The 17,396-nt window shown below is 33.4% G+C and carries 15 protein-coding genes; 11 read left to right on the top strand and 4 right to left on the bottom strand.

Annotated features, from left to right (window positions below):
* Positions 1-2: 2 nt before the first annotated feature.
* The 11 genes from ilvN (at position 3) to BLV91_RS14590 (ending at position 11,535) form a co-directional block, all read left to right on the top strand.
* Positions 3-530 carry an acetolactate synthase small subunit gene (ilvN, locus tag BLV91_RS14640; protein WP_091434607.1) on the top strand — a complete coding sequence of 176 codons (528 nt, stop codon included), beginning with the start codon at positions 3-5 and terminating at the stop codon, positions 528-530.
* A gap of 10 nt (positions 531-540) precedes the next feature.
* Positions 541-2,010, top strand: a complete 1,470-nt coding sequence (ilvC, locus tag BLV91_RS14635) for a ketol-acid reductoisomerase (protein WP_091434605.1) — start codon at positions 541-543, stop codon at positions 2,008-2,010.
* A 538-nt stretch (positions 2,011-2,548) separates the two neighbouring features.
* On the top strand, positions 2,549-4,456 hold the full coding sequence (gene acs / locus BLV91_RS14630) for an acetate--CoA ligase (RefSeq protein ID WP_091434602.1): 1,908 nt from the start codon (positions 2,549-2,551) through the stop codon (positions 4,454-4,456).
* 245 nt (positions 4,457-4,701) lie between these two features.
* On the top strand, positions 4,702-5,976 hold the full coding sequence (locus BLV91_RS14625; RefSeq protein ID WP_091434600.1) for a mechanosensitive ion channel family protein: 1,275 nt from the start codon (positions 4,702-4,704) through the stop codon (positions 5,974-5,976).
* Positions 5,977-6,104: 128 nt separating this feature from the next.
* A complete protein-coding gene (locus tag BLV91_RS14620) occupies positions 6,105-7,235 on the top strand; it encodes an NAD(P)/FAD-dependent oxidoreductase (RefSeq protein WP_091434598.1) in 1,131 nt (376 codons plus the stop codon).
* Positions 7,236-7,949: a methyltransferase domain-containing protein gene (locus tag BLV91_RS14615; RefSeq protein ID WP_091434595.1), complete on the top strand. Its 714-nt coding sequence runs from the start codon at positions 7,236-7,238 to the stop codon at positions 7,947-7,949.
* Positions 7,946-8,998 (top strand): type III polyketide synthase, encoded by a 1,053-nt coding sequence (locus BLV91_RS14610; protein WP_091434705.1) that lies wholly within the window; start codon positions 7,946-7,948, stop codon positions 8,996-8,998. The genes BLV91_RS14615 and BLV91_RS14610 overlap by 4 nt, the downstream gene beginning before the upstream one ends.
* Before the next feature lie 25 nt (positions 8,999-9,023).
* Entirely contained in the window at positions 9,024-9,461 is a 438-nt protein-coding gene (locus BLV91_RS14605) for a 3-hydroxyacyl-ACP dehydratase FabZ family protein (RefSeq protein ID WP_091434592.1), read from the top strand.
* A 49-nt stretch (positions 9,462-9,510) separates the two neighbouring features.
* Entirely contained in the window at positions 9,511-10,785 is a 1,275-nt protein-coding gene (locus BLV91_RS14600; protein ID WP_091434590.1) for a beta-ketoacyl-[acyl-carrier-protein] synthase family protein, read from the top strand.
* A 13-nt stretch (positions 10,786-10,798) separates the two neighbouring features.
* Positions 10,799-11,053: an acyl carrier protein gene (locus tag BLV91_RS14595; RefSeq protein WP_091434588.1), complete on the top strand. Its 255-nt coding sequence runs from the start codon at positions 10,799-10,801 to the stop codon at positions 11,051-11,053.
* On the top strand, positions 11,050-11,535 hold the full coding sequence (locus BLV91_RS14590) for a 4'-phosphopantetheinyl transferase family protein (RefSeq protein ID WP_091434586.1): 486 nt from the start codon (positions 11,050-11,052) through the stop codon (positions 11,533-11,535). The genes BLV91_RS14595 and BLV91_RS14590 overlap by 4 nt, the downstream gene beginning before the upstream one ends.
* Before the next feature lie 7 nt (positions 11,536-11,542).
* On the opposite strand, the gene BLV91_RS14585 is transcribed toward BLV91_RS14590, so the two are convergent.
* The 4 genes from BLV91_RS14585 to BLV91_RS14570 form a co-directional block, all read right to left on the bottom strand.
* On the bottom strand, positions 11,543-12,139 hold the full coding sequence (locus BLV91_RS14585; RefSeq protein ID WP_091434584.1) for a 3'-5' exonuclease: 597 nt from the start codon (positions 12,137-12,139) through the stop codon (positions 11,543-11,545).
* A 2-nt stretch (positions 12,140-12,141) separates the two neighbouring features.
* Entirely contained in the window at positions 12,142-14,058 is a 1,917-nt protein-coding gene (locus BLV91_RS14580; protein WP_091434583.1) for a DUF294 nucleotidyltransferase-like domain-containing protein, read from the bottom strand.
* A gap of 428 nt (positions 14,059-14,486) precedes the next feature.
* Complete coding sequence (locus tag BLV91_RS14575) at positions 14,487-15,593, bottom strand: low temperature requirement protein A (RefSeq protein WP_091434581.1); 1,107 nt, start codon at positions 15,591-15,593, stop codon at positions 14,487-14,489.
* Positions 15,594-15,856: 263 nt separating this feature from the next.
* Positions 15,857-17,089 (bottom strand): FAD-dependent oxidoreductase, encoded by a 1,233-nt coding sequence (locus BLV91_RS14570; protein WP_091434580.1) that lies wholly within the window; start codon positions 17,087-17,089, stop codon positions 15,857-15,859.
* Positions 17,090-17,396: the final 307 nt, after the last annotated feature.

Raw genomic sequence — 17,396 nt, 5'->3', positions numbered from 1 at the left:
GTATGGAAAATCAAACATTTACGATTTCTGTTTATTCAGAAAACAACGTTGGACTTTTAAATAGAATATCAGGTATATTCTTAAAGCGTCACATTAATATATTGAGTTTAAATGTTTCAGAATCAGAAATTGAGACAGTTTCACGTTTTATTATAGTAGTAAATACTACCGAAAAATGGGTTCAAAACATCGTTGGTCAAATAGAGAAACAAATTGAGGTGATTAAAGCGTTTTATCATATTGATGAGGAAACTATTTTCTTGGAAAATGCTTTATTCAAAATCGAGTCTAGTTTATTATTCGACGAAAGACAAATTCAAAATATTATCAAAGAAAGTAACTCGGAAATAGTTACAGTTTCAAGAGACTTTTTTGTGATTTCAAAATCAGGAAAACGTTCAGAGATAGAAGAATTATATGAAAAATTAAAACCTTTCGGAATCATGCAATTTGTGCGTTCAGGAAGAATATCGATTTCTAAAGAAAAAATGGAAATCTCAGCATTATTAGAAGAATTAAAACAAAAATAAAATTTAAAAAATGGCAAATTATTTCAATTCATTACCACTAAGATTACAATTAGAACAATTAGGCGTTTGCGAATTCATGGATCAAGCAGAGTTTGCAAATGGAATAGCAGCTTTAAAAGGTAAAAAAGTAGTTATTGTAGGTTGTGGAGCTCAAGGTTTAAACCAAGGTTTGAACATGAGAGATTCAGGCTTAGATATTTCTTACGCATTACGTGCAGAAGCAATCGCTCAAAAAAGAGCTTCTTTTATGAATGCTGCTGATAATGGTTTCAATGTGGGAACTTATGAAGAATTAATACCAACTGCTGATTTGGTTTGTAACCTTACACCAGACAAGCAGCATACAGCAGTGGTTACTGCAATCATGCCGTTGATGAAACAAGGTTCAACTTTGGCTTATTCTCACGGCTTTAATATCGTTGAAGAAGGAATGCAAATACGTAAAGACATCACTGTTATTATGTGTGCTCCAAAATGTCCCGGATCAGAAGTTCGTGAAGAATATAAAAGAGGTTTTGGTGTACCAACACTTATCGCTGTTCACCCTGAAAATGACCCAAATAATGAAGGTTTTGAACAAGCAAAAGCATATGCTGTTGCAACTGGTGGTCATAAAGCTGGAGTTTTGAACTCTTCTTTTGTTGCCGAAGTAAAATCAGATTTAATGGGAGAGCAAACTATTCTTTGCGGAATGTTGCAAACGGGATCTATTTTATGCTTCGACAAAATGGTTGAAAAAGGAATTGAGCCTGCATATGCTTCAAAATTGATTCAATACGGTTGGGAAACTGTAACTGAGGCTTTGAAACATGGTGGAATTACAAATATGATGGATCGTTTGTCTAATCCTTCAAAAATTGAAGCCTATAGATTAGCTGATGAGTTGAAAGACATCATGCGTCCGTTGTTTCAAAAACACATGGATGATATCATCTCGGGAGAATTCTCTAAAAATATGATGATTGACTGGGCTAACGATGATGTTAATTTATTGACTTGGAGAGCAGCTACAGCTGAAACTAATTTTGAAAAAACAGCTCCAACTGAAGCTGCGATTTCTGAACAAGAATACTTTGACAATGGAGTATTAATGATTGCAATGGTAAAAGCAGGTGTTGAGCTAGCTTTTGAGACTATGACAGAATCTGGAATTATTGAAGAGTCTGCTTATTATGAGTCATTACACGAATTGCCTTTAATTGCAAATACAGTAGCAAGAAAAAAATTGTATGAAATGAACAGAATCATTTCGGATACTGCTGAATATGGTTGTTATTTATTTGATCATGCTTGTAAACCATTATTAACTGAATTCATGAAAACGGTTGAAACTAATATTATTGGAAAACCATTTTCAACTACAAATGGAGTTGACAATGCAGTACTAATTGCTGTTAATAAAAGTATTCGTCAACATCCAATTGAAGAAGTTGGAACATGGTTGAGAGAGTCTATGACTGCAATGAAAAAAATTGGATAGATTAAATTTAGGAATTACCACACATGAGAGTGTGTTGAGATTTGCACTATATCATTTGTTTTTCTACTATTTTGGATTAGTAAACAACATATTAAACTTGATAATGAATATGGTAGCATTATTACATTCACTTAACTTACTTCGAACTTGGAAGTTAAGTGAAGTAATTCCTTTAATATATAAGGAACTTAATTGTGTGTTACTAATTGCTGATAGAGAAAGTAAGTGATACTTAAAAGTTAAGTGGTATAGAAAGACAAAAATCAATTTACAAAATGAATTGATTATAGTAGTTTATTTTTGTATCGCTTTATTAATTGTTATAATTATTGTTAATTTAAAAAGACGTGGAGGTTTATCTTCTGCGTCTTTTTTATTTTTATAGTACCATAGTTTTGTCTAATTTAGTTTGATAATGTCGAATACTTACAAAATAGTGTGATTTTGTGAAAAGTATTTAATTTTTCATACTAATTTATAAAACAAAACACTTTTGCAATCGAGGGAGATTTAATACATTTATAAAAAAAAAAATCGGATGAGTTACTATAAGATAGAAAATCTGGAGCAATACTTCAAACATTACAACAAATCTGTGCGTGAACCCCGAAAATTTTGGGGTAAGATCGCTGAAGAGAACTTTACTTGGTATCAACAGTGGGATAAAGTTGTAGATTTCAATATGGCTGATGCCGAAATAAAATGGTTTACTGAAGCAAAAGTTAATATGGCCAAAAACTGTATTGACAGACATTTGAATAAAAGAGGGGAGAAGACTGCTATTATTTTTGAACCCAACGACCCAACCGAAAAAGCATTACATATATCATATAATGAATTGCATCAACGTGTTTGTAAAATGGCCAATGTTTTACGCGAGCAAGGAATAGAAAAAGGAGATCGAGTTTGTATTTACCTACCTATGATTCCTGAACTTGCTGTATCAATGTTAGCTTGTGCAAGGATAGGAGCAATTCATTCTGTTGTTTTTGCTGGTTTTTCTTCCTCAGCGGTAGCTACTCGTATTCTTGATAGTGATTGTAAAATGGTTATCACATCTGATGGTGGATACCGTGGTAATAAAACGATAGAATTAAAATCAATCATTGATGAAGCATTAGAAAAATGCCCGTCAGTTAGTTCAGTTTTGGTTGTAAAAAGAACCAATACTGAGATAGACATGAAGTCAGGTAGAGATATTTGGCTACAGCCTCTTTTAGATGAAGCTTCAGATAATAGTGTAGCAGAAATAATGGATTCCGAAGATCCGTTATTTATTCTTTATACCTCCGGTTCTACAGGAAAACCTAAAGGAATGGTTCATACTACCGCTGGATATATGGTTTACTCGGCTTACACATTTAAAAATGTTTTCAATTACGAAGAAAACGACATTTTTTGGTGTACTGCAGATATCGGTTGGATAACTGGTCACTCCTATATATTATATGGTCCTTTATTGAATGGTGCAACCACAGTTATTTTTGAAGGAGTTCCTTCTTATCCTGATTTCAGCCGTTTTTGGGAAATTATCGAAAAGCATAAGGTGAGCCAGTTCTATACAGCTCCAACTGCAATTCGTGCTTTGGCAAAAGAAAACTTAGAATATGTTCAAAAACACCATTTGAAAACCTTAAAAGTTATAGGTTCTGTGGGTGAACCAATTAATGAAGAAGCTTGGCATTGGTATAATGATAATGTTGGTACAAAAAAGTGTCCAATTGTTGATACCTGGTGGCAAACAGAAACAGGAGGAATCATGATTTCGCCCTTAGCCTTCATTACACCTACAAAACCAACCTATGCGACCTTACCATTGCCTGGAATTCAACCCGTGTTAATGAACGATAAGGGTGTTGAAATTGAAAAAAATCAAGAAGTGGGTAGCTTATGTATTAAATTTCCATGGCCAGGAATTGCCAGAACAATTTGGGGAAATCACCAAAGGTACAAAGACACTTATTTTTCTGCTTATCCAGGTAATTATTTTACTGGTGACGGTGCTTTACGTGATGAAGTAGGCTATTATAGAATTACAGGTCGTGTAGATGATGTTGTGATTGTATCAGGGCATAATTTAGGTACTGCACCAATCGAAGATGCTATAAATGAACATCCAGCTGTTGCAGAAAGTGCTATAATAGGTTTTCCGCATGATGTAAAAGGAAATGCATTATATGGATATGTTATCTTGAAAGAAACAGGTGAGCTAAGAAATAAAGAAAACTTATTTAAAGAGATAAACCAGCATATTTCAGATCACGTTGGGCCGATAGCCAAATTAGATAAAATACAATTTGTTTCTGGTTTGCCAAAAACACGTTCTGGTAAAATCATGCGTCGTATTCTTAGAAAAATAGCAGAAGGTGATTTTTCAAATTTTGGTGATACATCCACGCTGTTAAACCCAGAGATTATTGAAGAAATTATTGCAGGAAAGAATTAATATACCATTTTACATAAAAAGGGGGTGCTTATAGTATCCCTTTATTTTTTAAAACCCTTTCGGAAATGAAATTCTGAAAGGGTCTTTTGTTTTAAATGACTGAAATTCAATGATTAATATGTCTTTTAATGCGGTAAAAACGGTTTTAGATAACTAGTTTAGATGTTAATGTAAGCACAATACGAAGCTAGTTTTAGACTGCGTAGCATAGGAAGGTTATATTTACAAAAAAAGCTAAATTTTCTATGATTCAAATTGAAAAAAAATACAACATCGCACTCTGGTTAGACAAATGGTTTATTGAAGATTTTGGCTTAGATCCAATGTTGGCTTTGTATTTAAAACTTTTGACTCTTATTGTAGTATTATTTATAATTTGCACGTTGTCTTGGTACTTAACGAAAATAATCATTGTTCGTTCTGTCCATAAAATCTTTTTAAAAACAAAAGTAGTTTGGGATGATGTCCTAGTAGAAAAAAAAGTCTTCGAAAAAATGGCTTATTTGGTACCTGCTTTTATAATCGTTTTGGTTGCTCCATACATTTTTGGAGATTTCCCAAAAGTAATTGAGTATGCCGTTTTCCTATCAAATATTTTTATAATTATAGTAATAATCCGTTCCACAATTACTTTATTGTCAGTCTTTGATGAAATTCTATCCCATATTGTTATTTTAGCAGACAAGCCCATTACGACCTATATCCAAGTTCTTAAAATTGGGGTATATTTCATTGGGGGAATTCTAGTTTTATCTTTAATTTTAGGAAAAAGTCCTTTCTATTTTTTAGGTGCAATGGGAGCGATGACTGCTATTTTGCTTTTAATTTTCAAAGATACCATTCTGGGTTTTGTTGCTAGTATTCAAATGTCCGTTTATGACATGGTTCGTGTAGGAGACTGGATTTCGATGCCAAAATATGATGCAGATGGTGATGTTATGTCAATCAATTTAAACACAGTAAAAGTTCAGAACTGGGATAAAACCATTACTACAATACCTACTTATGCTTTTATCACAGACTCTTTTAAGAACTGGCGTGGTATGAATGATTCTGGTGGAAGACGAATAAATAGAGCCATAAACTTAAAGGTTAGCAGTTTTAAGTTTTGTGATGAAAAAATGCTTTCACAATTTAAAAAATACAAGCTAATTGAAGATTTCATCATTGAAAATGAAAATGATGTGAAGAAATTCAATTCGAAAATGATTGACAATGAGATAGATTCTGTAAATAATCGAAGGATAACTAATATAGGTGTTTTTAGAATTTATGCTGAAAAATATATTACGGCTCATCCTAAAATTAATGAGAATATGACATTAATGGTACGTCAGTTGGAATCTACATCCAAAGGATTGCCGTTAGAAATTTACTGCTTTACTTCAGAAAGAGAATGGATAAAATATGAGAGTGTTGTTTCAAATATATTTGATCATCTATATACCATTATTTCTGATTTTGAACTGGAAGTTTTTGAAGAGCCTACAGGAAATGACTTTCGAAATTTCATCAGATAATTATGACTATCCTGTTTAAAATAATTGATAATCTTTCTTTATTATTGAAAAAAAATAAGTGGTTTTAGTAAGTTTTTTATGATATGTTATGGCTTTTATATCAAACAAATCCATAAATTTACTTTACTATGAAAGACAAAGAAGTAATAATTATTGGCGGAGGCTTAGCTGGATTGACTTCGGCTATACATCTGTCTAAGTTAGGGCTTCAAGTTACGGTTATTGAAAAGAATAGTTATCCTAAACATAAGGTATGTGGGGAATACATCTCAAATGAAGTTGTACCCTATTTTGATTGGTTAGATATAAAAGTATCTGAATTACAGCCAACTTCCATCTATAAATTACAATTTTCAAACATAAAAGGAAAACTGATTAATGGCGATTTACCTCTAGGAGGTTTCGGTATCAGTCGTTATGCTTTGGATCTGTTTCTATATGAAAAAGCTTTGGCTAACGGATGCATAATACTACAAGATACAGCAGAAAACATAGTTTTTGATAATAACGCATTTACTGTAACCACTTCAAATAACACGGTTCTTAAAGCCGATGTTGTTATAGGAGCTTTTGGGAAACGTTCTAATATAGATCAAAAATTAAACAGAGTTTTTATTCAAAAAAAATCGTCTTGGCTAGCAGTCAAAGCGCATTATTCAGGTGATTTTCCGAATGATTTAGTGGGCTTGCATAATTTTAAAGGAGGATATTGTGGTGTTTCAAAAGTGGAAGATGAAAGAATAAACATTTGCTATTTGGCAGATTATGAAACGTTTAAACGATATAAGAATATAGAAGAGTATCAAGATAAAGTAGTTTCTGGAAATCCTCATATGAAGAATATTTTTGATAACTGCAATTTAGTATTTGACAAGCCTATAACGATTAGCCAAATTTCTTTCGATAAAAAACAAACCGTAGAAAATCATATCTTAATGGTAGGAGATACGGCGGGGTTAATTCATCCTTTGTGTGGAAATGGAATGGCGATGGCCATACATAGCGCTAAAATTGTTTCGGAATTGATTGCAGACTATTTTAATGGTGTAATTAAAACAAGAGCGGAATTAGAAAATAGATATTTTAGGGAATGGCATGAGAATTTTGGTAAAAGATTAAAAACGGGAAGACTATTAGCAAAAATATTGCAACATCAAAACCTATCCGATGTACTATTACGTATATTAGTGAGATTCCCTTTCTTATTGCCTATCATAATAAAAAAGACGCACGGCAAACCTATTATAAACAAATATTAAATGTTGTTAAATACCAAATACAGGACTGATAAAGCTGAAATCATGGATGATTTCGAAATGGAAGGTGAAGTTTTACGTGAGGCTTTGGATAAAATTGCCAAAATTAATCAGCTTTTGGGTGGAAACAAACTAACTTTACTTGGAGTGAAAGCTTTGATAGCTGACGTTCCTAATAACTCTGAAATCACGATTGTTGATGTAGGTTGTGGTAATGGCGATATGTTAAGAAGCCTTGCAGATTACGCAGTGAAAAATAATTTAAAGTTTAATTTAATCGGAGTTGACGCCAATAATTTCACCTGTAATCATGCACTTAAACTATCAGAGAATTATCCTAATATATCTTACAGATGTGAAGATATATTTGATAAACCTTTTAGAGAGTTGAAGTACGATATCGTATTATGTACGTTGACATTACATCATTTTAAAGATATTGAAATTCTAGATATAATGAATGTGTTTCATACAAACGCCTCTCATGGTGTCGTGATTAATGATTTACAACGTAGCAGTCTGGCCTACCGATTATTTCAATCTTTATGTTTTGTTTTTCAATTGAATGCCATGTCCCGTGAGGATGGTTTGATTTCTATTTTAAGAGGATTTAAAAGAGACGATTTGATAGATTTTTCAAAAAAATTAAATTTCAGCAACTATATCATTAAGTGGAAATGGGCTTTCCGTTACCAATGGATAATTTCAAAAATATGAGTGTAAAAATACATACCGTAACAAAACAACTACCCAAATATTCAAGAACGACTGAAGAAATCATCCCGTTTTTGGACGCTTGGTTGGACGGGCAGGACGAGCGATTCATCAGAAAAGTAAAAAAAATATTTGAAGGGGCAGCAGTTGATAAACGCTATTCCATTATGGATCCAATTGAAGTTTTTACAAAAACATCATTTGAGGAAAGAAATGACATATATATCCGTGAGGTCATTGACCTAGGTGAAAAGGTGCTTCAAAAAGCATTAGAGAAATCAAAATGGAAACCAGAAGACTTGGATTATATTATCACTGTAAGTTGTACTGGCATAATGATTCCTTCGTTAGATGCTTACTTAATTAATAAATTGAAACTGCGTCAGGATATAGTGCGGCTTCCCGTTACAGAAATGGGTTGTGCGGCTGGAATTTCAGGGATAATTTATGCGAAGAACTTCCTGCAGGCCAATCCCGGTAAACGTGCGGCAGTAATTGCGGTCGAAAGCCCCACGGCAACATTTCAGCTTGACGATTTCTCGATGGCTAATATTGTTAGCGCTGCCATTTTTGGTGATGGTGCGGCTTGTGTCCTGCTTTCGTCACATGAAGATGATGAAGGACCTGAAGTATTAGCCGAAGAAATGTATCATTTTTATGATAACGAGCACATGATGGGTTTTAAACTTACAAATTCAGGTTTGCAAATGATTCTAGATATTGATGTTCCGGACACCATAGCTTCTCATTTTCCGGCAATCATTCATCCTTTTTTAGAGAAAAACGATTTAACGATTGAAAATATCGATCATTTGATATTTCATCCTGGAGGAAAAAAAATCGTGCAGACAGTTGAAGCTTTGTTCTCAGATTTAGGTAAAAATATTGATCACACAAAAGAAGTCTTGCGTTTGTACGGAAACATGTCTAGTGCAACGGTGCTATATGTTTTAGAACGTTTTATTGATGAGAAGCCTGCAAAAGGGGAAAAAGCTTTAATGTTGAGTTTTGGACCTGGCTTTTCGGCCCAAAGAGTTTTATTGCAGTTTTAGAATTCTTAAATCAAGAAACAATATAATGACACATCAGGAAATCATTTCGAAATTGCCGTATTCTAAACCATTTTTATTTGTTGACGAACTAACGGAAATTAATGAAAACGGCGTAACTGGGAGTTTTACTTTCAATAAAAACTTAGATTTTTATAAAGGACATTTTAAAGAATATCCAGTGACACCAGGGGTTATTTTGACGGAAGTTATGGCTCAAATTGGCTTGGTTTGTTTAGGGATTTACTTGTTAGACGATACGTTTAATGAAAGCACTTCAATTGCCTTAACATCAACGTCTGTTGAGTTTGTAAAACCTGTTTTTCCAAATGAAAAAGTAACTGTTGTTTCAGAGAAATTATACTTTCGATTTGGAAAGTTGAAATGCAAGCTCAGGATGACAAATGAAAGTGGTGAGCTAGTTTGTATGGGAGAAATTGCGGGAATGATAGTTAATAAAATATAAGTTTTCATAAATAATTTTTAGATTTTCTAAACTTAAAAGAGGCGAAAAAATGAGTAGGAGAGTTGTAATCACAGGACTTGGCGTTGTCTCTCCAAATGGAGTGGGGCTAGATGCGTTTACTATCGCGATAAGAAATGGAATTTCTGGAATCAAAAAGGATCCTGAATTGGAAAGATTACAGTTTTCCTGTCAGATTTCAGGAAAGCCGGAAATTTCAACTGAATACTCCTTGAATTATTTCACTGAGCTGGAACTTCGAAATTTTAACTCATCTGGTATTTTATACGGAGTGATTGCTGGTATGGACGCATGGAAAGACGCAGGTTTATCTATTGCGATAGCTGATGAGCCTGATTGGGACAGCGGAACAATTTTTGGAACAGGTACTTCGGGAATTGATAAATTTCGCGAAAGCATCTATAAAATTGACGATTTACAAACCCGTAGATTAGGAAGCACCGCCGTGGCTCAAACTATGAATAGTGGTGTAAGCGCTTATATAGGTGGGAAATTGGGTCTGGGGAATCAAGTCACAACCAATTCCTCTGCCTGTACTACTGGCGCCGAAAGTATCTTAATGGCCTACGAACGTATAAAATCAGGACAGGCTAAACGAATATTAGCTGGAAGCACCAGTGATAGCGGGCCCTATATTTGGGGAGGATTTGATGCGATGCGAGTGTGTACTTTTAAACACAATGATACTCCTGAAGATGGCTCGAGACCAATGAGTGTAAGTGCTTCTGGTTTTGTTCCAGGAAGTGGAGCAGGGGCTTTGGTACTAGAAGATCTGGAAACGGCTTTGGCCCGCGGAGCTCGAATTTATGCAGAAGTACTAGGCGGAAATATCAATTCGGGTGGGCAACGTGGTCTTGGAACTATGACTGCCCCAAACCCAACTGCCGTTAAAAAATGTATAAAGAGCGCTATAGAAAATGCAGGAATTGAAGCTAGTTCAATCGATGCTATTAATGGACATCTTACCGCTACGTCAAAGGACAGTTTGGAAATTCAGAATTGGAGTGAAGCCTTGGGCAGAAAAGGAACTGATTTTCCATACATAAATTCATTGAAATCAATGGTAGGGCATTGTCTGTCAGCTGCTGGAAGTATTGAAACTGTTGCTTCAGTGTTACAATTACATCAGGGATTTATATTTCCAAATATCAATTGTGAGGATATACATCCCGAGATTAGCAGTATAGTTGACGCCTCAAAAATACCGCAGCAATTAATTGAAACAGAATTGAATATTATCGCAAAAGCCAGTTTTGGTTTTGGAGATGTCAATGGCTGTATTATTTTAAAAAAGTATACCACCTAAATTTTAAACAAAAATGAATAAAGAAGAGACCTTAAACCAATTAAAGGAAATAATTAAGCCTTACACAAACAATCAATTAGCAATTGAAAATTTTACCGCAGAGACTGATTTTATTACTGACTTGAATATCAACTCAGCCAATCTGGTGGATATCATTTTAGATGTAGAAGATGCTTTTAAAATTCATATCGATAATGAATCGATGGAGAAAATGATTGATGTAAAATCAACTCTGGAAATTATTGAAACTAAATTAGCTAATAGATGATTGGGAATGATATTGTCGATTTGGCTTTAGCCAAAAAAGAAAGCAATTGGCAACGGCCTGGTTTTTTAGAGAAAATTTTCACCAATAAAGAGCAGCTCCTTATTTTGAATGCTGAGAATCCTGAAATTATGGTCTGGAATCTCTGGAGCAGGAAAGAAGCTGCTTATAAGATTTACAATAGACAAACGGGAATTAGGGCTTATATACCCCTGCAGTTAGAATGTAATTATGAGACCGCGAGTTCAGGTTCTGTATGCTGTAAAGGGAATATTTACTATACTAAAACAGAAGTTTCAAAAGATAAAATATCGACTGTTGCTGTTAGCCGAATATGTGATTTTAAAGCAATAAAAGAGCTACAGGCCAATGTGCAAGTCTATAAGAAAAATGGTATTCCTTATGTAAATGACGCTAAAAATGTGCTAAAGCCAATTTCCATAAGTCATCACGGGCGTTTCATTTCCAGGGTAAGTGTGGCTTAAAGTATACTTAATTGATTCCCAATCTTGATTTTAATTTCAAGAATAACAAAGATGTTTTATAGGCATCTTCCGATGCGGAATTCCTATCGCTTTTGGGTATTTTATAAATTTCAGATAACTCATCTAATGTGAATTTCTGATCGGTAATAGCATGTAGTTTTCGATGCATAATATCAATATCCAAAGCTTCATTTTTCAGTCGACCACAATCTAATCTTTCCAAAGCAGCATTAATCATCTCAACATGATCATCTATATGATGGCCTACTAATATAGCATTTCCAATAAACTCAATCAATTCTATAATTGCATCGGGTTCTCCTAATTTCTTCATTTTGCTTTCAATAATAAAGGTATTGGAAAGCTTGTTGTCATGAAGGAATTTATATTGCAATAAAATGGCCTCAAAACTATCACCAATAAGGATGCTATCATCTACTACGGCAAAAGCTCCAATAGAGAAAATAACATCTTTAGAGAAGTTTAAACCTGAAGTTTGAGTAGATAAAATGACATAACGCTTCGATTTTTTATCGAATTTTGATAGGTAGGATTTCCAGAATTCAGGAAAATCTTTATTGATATGTTTTAGCCAGTCTAGCATAACTATGAAAATTGAGTCAGTTGAAATTTACTTTTTATTAATTCCTCCAATTCTTTCATTGGTAACAACGCATTTTTTAGTTTTTCCTTATCTATTTTTGATAATTCTTCTAAATTTATATATTGTCCCGAGTTTTCATTTTTAAGTCCCTCGAGGGTCCTGAATTTAGATAAAATCAAATAAGCTTCTGCACAGTTCAGGTATATTTCAGAGTGTTTAGGGTCAGATATGGATAATTGCTTGAATCGAACATATGTATTGTTAATACCTTTTAGATCAAAATACAAAGTAAATAAACGAGCACTATCAACAAGAGGCATGATGGCACGTGTCTTAATATCAAACATGTTTTTATACGGACCTTCTTCCTCTACATTGAAATTTTTGAAAAAAGTCAATGGCGAATGTTTCCTTAAAGCATCATTCCCTAAATAGTCAAAGAATAGGGTATTATTTTTTACATTTTTAAAAACTACATTACTAATAGCGTCTTCTAGTTTTTGGTCTCCAAAAACAAGCTCATAGTCAAAGAAAATACTGCTTACATTGTTGTTCTTTTCTCCTGGAGCTTTCATCCAACTGTCATATTGTTTAATCCAGTCAGTCAATGACTTACACCAAATCATATTGCTTGCCATATGCCCATTTGGACATAATTCATATCCAACTTTTTCAAGAGTCAAAGTCGTTCTTTTTCCTAAAGTGACAAAATAGTCCTTTACATCTCTATATTTTTCATCTGCAACATCCTCAAATATTAAAATACTATCTTGATCTGTCAGCAATAATTGTTCTTTTCTTCCTTGACTTCCAATGCTTAACCAAGCAAATCGAGCAGGAGGAGAGCCTAAATCCAAAATAGATAATTCAATTGCACGTTTTAAAATAGCAAAATTGATTTCACTTGTAATATTAGCAATATGAGTAAGAGGAATATTTTTTTGAATTGAGGTTTGAACAAGATTTGTTAAGCGTACTCGAATTTGTTTCAGTTCGTTTGCACTTTGGGAACGTTTGATTTCCTTGATTAAAACCCCTGGGTTACTGGCTTGTGCAATTATTAAATCATGTTCAGAAATCACACCTTTTACAATAGTAGTATCCGTTCCGTCTAAAGTCACGCAAAGATGGGTCACATTATTTTTTAACATTAATAATTGGGCTTCCGCCAAAGAAACATTTTCCAAAACCGTTATTACTGGCTTTGACATGATTTTATCAACTGTAACTGTAACAGGATATCTGCCGGTAGCAATTTTAGAAGACATATCGGTATCAGTGACAATACCAAGCGGAACATCATTCTCACATACGATAGTGCTATTGATTCGTGTTTCAGCCATTAATTGCGCAACATCTTTTACAATGCCGTATACAGTCGTTGTTAACGGATTAGTATTATAGGATAGCGTCTGGAAAAATTGCATTTCAGATTGTTGGTCCGTATAGAAAACCGAATCAGAAATTAGATTTCCCCGTAAACTTTCACTGTCTTTAGAATTAGGTGTATTGGTGGCAAAATTCTCCAGCAAGAAATTTAAAACTTCAGTGTTATTAGCCAAAAAAGGTCTGAAAACAGCTATAGGAATAGCATAAACAATGCTTTCTTCTCGCGCTTTTGCTGTCATCCTGTAATTGTTTTTTGCGAAAAATGGACGCAAACCAAAAATAGCACCTACATGACATTTGTTTAAAATAGTTTCTTCAGCATCAGCAATTATGGATAAATCGATAACTCCTGAGGCTACAACATAAAAACTATCATGCACGATATCATTTATCTGGAAAAGGGATTTATGCTTTTGTAAATTCACTACACGAATATTCGCAGCAATTTCGGATAACTCTTGAATTGTCAGATGATCAAACGGTGAGTATTCTTTTAAAAAATCCGCAATATGCGCTGCAATTGTATTCATGTTACTTTTGATAATATTTTCAGTAAAAATAATAAAATAAACATTTATAAAAGAATGATATCTGTTGTAAAATATAAGATTTATGAAAAATGTAGTTTTAAAAGTATTTGAAAGCTAGAAATACAATTATGTGTTGGTAGCACTAGTCATTTTATTATAATTAGGAATATGTATTTTGTTTATTTAAAGTTGAATAAGGGATTCCTTATAAATTCTATTTTACATAATATAAATTATAGTTCAATTTAGTTAGTATAGTAAATAGGACAGGCACAGTCGAATCTGAACAACTATATCGGTCTTTTTTCAAATACGCGATTCCAAGCGATCGCAAATTATCAAGTTCATTTACGTATCTTTTTTTAAAAACTATAAATGGTCATTTATAACCATTCAGAGAAAAAAGGAATAGTTTATCGAGTAAGTTTTCAAAAATTTACTTTACCGTACAATTTCATCTGGGATTTATAATTTACTATAATGTACACCATAAAGGATAATGCGACTCCTATAAGAATGTATTCTTGCTTAGGTAGTAGTAAAGATATCGAGGCTATTGACAACGCTATAATAGTGTTTATAACTCTATACTTCCCATGCTCCGGTATATTAATGGCATATGCTGTCTGTTTACCTATGTAAAGTAGCAACATTCCTGAAATGGCCATGATTTTAAATTCTAAATCATTTAAATCCTGCAGTATCGCATGCCTTATTGTATTTGCCAGTATGGCAAAAGACATAAAGACTAAAAGCTGTGAGTACATAACTCCTGTGCCGTTTTTATCTTTTTTGCTTTCTATCAAAAAATTGAGTGAGTCAAAATAAATCCACCATATGATGGCTATAATTGCGAAACCAACCGCTCCTGTTATAATGGTTAAGCCCGTCCAATCTACTTTTGTTAGGCCAGATACTATTGAAATGATGGATTCTCCCAATAGAATTATGGCAAAAAGACCGATGCGTTCGACCAAATGTTCCTTGTCCGCAGCTTTGGTAGAATTTTTATGATTAAGCGCGATTTCAATCACTATTATTTCAAAAAAAATACTACTTGTCAGTAACACAGCGGCTATTTTGTAGTTGAATAATGTCCCTATTGTCGCCAGAAGAGTTCCCAATCCCATCGCCCACATTACACTTTTGTTTATAGGGCGATTATTTATTTTAAGGACATCCTTCGCATATAATCCCGCAATAATTATTTTTGCAACGCCGTATACCAGTAAAAAAGGCATATGATTTTTTTCAACATCGCCATCTAATGTGATTGACAATATAATTAGCATGAACATTAAGAGTAATGTAAAGGCTCTGTGAAAACGATTGTCAGTGTCATATCGATTTGAAAATGCTGTATGTAGCACCCAAATCCACCAAAAAGGAAGAAATAACACTGTGAATTTCAAAAATGTACCTTTATCTAATTGATTGTTATGGGTATAGGCCAAAACATGAGTTACCTTTCCCAAGGCTACAACAAAAATCAAATCGAAAAAAAGTTCCAGCCAAGTTGCGTGTCTATTATTCATCGAAGATTGTATTTTTTAGAATTTTTTGATAAACCGCGGTTATCTGAGCAAAATGAAATACAATATCATTGCCGCAAAAGTTTGATACTAAATTAGATCTATTATGCGCATTTCCAAAACAATCCAAACAAAAAAAAATCAGATACAGCATGTTAATAGCTATAAGAATATTATTTAAGCTGAAAAAGCTGATGTAGCTCCAAAAATAGATTTAAATGAAACGGATCAATTGGCACTAAAATACGGGTCATTAGGATTATATACTATTTAAAACGCTCAGCGATTAACTTAGCAACAGCTTCTCCACTTGTCATAGCCGCGTTTAAAGAACCGTTAAGCTGCGTATCTCCAGCTAGATAAATAGTTTCAGAAAACTTAAAATTGTCTTCATTACCTTTATAATCAACTCGTTCTAAATCTGGGAGTGCTTTTTTTATTCTGTACCGTTTTACAAAGCGCCCGGCAATAATGCCGCAGTTGTTTTTCAGCTCGGATTTAACCTGACTAATTAAGTTTGTTTCACCCAAATTATGACTCTTGACAATTGTAACCGAAAGTAAATGTCCTTTCGATTTGTTGTTATTAGCAACGCTTGTAGTGTAAAAAATATTGTTTATTAAGGAATCATTATTAGCTAGTAAACCTATAATTGGTTTTTTCAAAGTATTCTGTTCCACTTCAAAATAAAGATTATCACAGGATTTCCAAACAACAGGCTTTTCCAAACCTAGTATTTTGGAAGCATCGGTCGCAATTACGATAATATCTGATGTGATAACGGAATCGTCTTCTAAAACGATACACCCCTCTTCCACTGTTTTTACTCTGGTATTGAATCTGAATACTGTTTTGGTCAGTTGTGATTTTAACTGATTGGGAATGGCCTGAATACCATCTTTTGGGATAACTGCCAAACCTTCACCAAACATTTTGTAAGTGAACTGAAACATGGCACTTGAGGTGCGTAAATCTGTTTCTAAAAAGATATCGCTAAAAAAAGGTTTGAAAAAATTTTTAATAATACGTTCAGAAAAACCTTTGTCCCTTAAATATTGCAGTGTACTTACTTGTTCAGAATCAAAAATAGCCTCTAGGGATTTGTTTTTGAGTTCTAAATTCAATTTAAAAATGGCAAGTTTGTCTTTTATCGAACCCACATTAGCCAAAATCGTTGGTACCAATAGTGAAAAATCCCTTAGTGGATCACCAATTAATGTGGTTTCCCTATTTTTATAAATAACGGCTCCTGGTATTAATTTTTGGAGTTCTAACGTTTTGTAATTTAGATATTTCTTTGCTTTTGGGTACGCTTCTAAAAGTACCTGAAATCCATGATCCAATTGAAATTCATCGACAATATCTGTTTTAACACGGCCGCCAACACGATCAGTAGCTTCAATAACTATGGGATTAAAACCTAATTTTTCTAGTTCTATAGCGGCTATTAATCCGCTAATTCCTGCTCCAATTATTGTAATTTTCTTATTTGATTCCATGTTTATTGCCTTCGGTGTATAGCAAAGATAACGTCATTAATTTTATTTTAAAGGTTTTAAAGCATATCTGGTTAAAATAACTAAGCCAAGTCGAAATAAATAAAAGTATGGAATGCCGGTAATACTAAATACAAACCTTTCATTATTTTGATACTATGTGGTAAAAAAGAAATAGTATGATTTTGAACAGGAGTTTTATGCTGAAAAATTACCAACATAAAATTATAAAAAAAGGCAAAATAACCAGCTTAATAGTTAATCAGCAGCTGTATTTCTGTCTTTGACATACAATTAATATGGTTATAAT

The organism is Flavobacterium degerlachei, from assembly GCF_900106645.1.
Classification (GTDB): Bacteria; Bacteroidota; Bacteroidia; order Flavobacteriales; family Flavobacteriaceae; genus Flavobacterium; species Flavobacterium degerlachei.
The sequence above is the reverse complement of the archived record's forward strand: the minus strand, read 5'-3'. Positions and strand labels throughout refer to the sequence as shown.

Coding starts and splice junctions, on each gene's coding strand:
- ilvN (WP_091434607.1), top strand. CDS start 3: ATGGAAAATCAAACATTTACGATTTCTGTTTATTCAGAAAACAACGTT.
- ilvC (WP_091434605.1), top strand. CDS start 541: ATGGCAAATTATTTCAATTCATTACCACTAAGATTACAATTAGAACAA.
- acs (WP_091434602.1), top strand. CDS start 2,549: ATGAGTTACTATAAGATAGAAAATCTGGAGCAATACTTCAAACATTAC.
- BLV91_RS14625 (WP_091434600.1), top strand. CDS start 4,702: ATGATTCAAATTGAAAAAAAATACAACATCGCACTCTGGTTAGACAAA.
- BLV91_RS14620 (WP_091434598.1), top strand. CDS start 6,105: ATGAAAGACAAAGAAGTAATAATTATTGGCGGAGGCTTAGCTGGATTG.
- BLV91_RS14615 (WP_091434595.1), top strand. CDS start 7,236: ATGTTGTTAAATACCAAATACAGGACTGATAAAGCTGAAATCATGGAT.
- BLV91_RS14610 (WP_091434705.1), top strand. CDS start 7,946: ATGAGTGTAAAAATACATACCGTAACAAAACAACTACCCAAATATTCA.
- BLV91_RS14605 (WP_091434592.1), top strand. CDS start 9,024: ATGACACATCAGGAAATCATTTCGAAATTGCCGTATTCTAAACCATTT.
- BLV91_RS14600 (WP_091434590.1), top strand. CDS start 9,511: ATGAGTAGGAGAGTTGTAATCACAGGACTTGGCGTTGTCTCTCCAAAT.
- BLV91_RS14595 (WP_091434588.1), top strand. CDS start 10,799: ATGAATAAAGAAGAGACCTTAAACCAATTAAAGGAAATAATTAAGCCT.
- BLV91_RS14590 (WP_091434586.1), top strand. CDS start 11,050: ATGATTGGGAATGATATTGTCGATTTGGCTTTAGCCAAAAAAGAAAGC.
- BLV91_RS14585 (WP_091434584.1), bottom strand. CDS start 12,139: ATGCTAGACTGGCTAAAACATATCAATAAAGATTTTCCTGAATTCTGG.
- BLV91_RS14580 (WP_091434583.1), bottom strand. CDS start 14,058: ATGAATACAATTGCAGCGCATATTGCGGATTTTTTAAAAGAATACTCA.
- BLV91_RS14575 (WP_091434581.1), bottom strand. CDS start 15,593: ATGAATAATAGACACGCAACTTGGCTGGAACTTTTTTTCGATTTGATT.
- BLV91_RS14570 (WP_091434580.1), bottom strand. CDS start 17,089: ATGGAATCAAATAAGAAAATTACAATAATTGGAGCAGGAATTAGCGGA.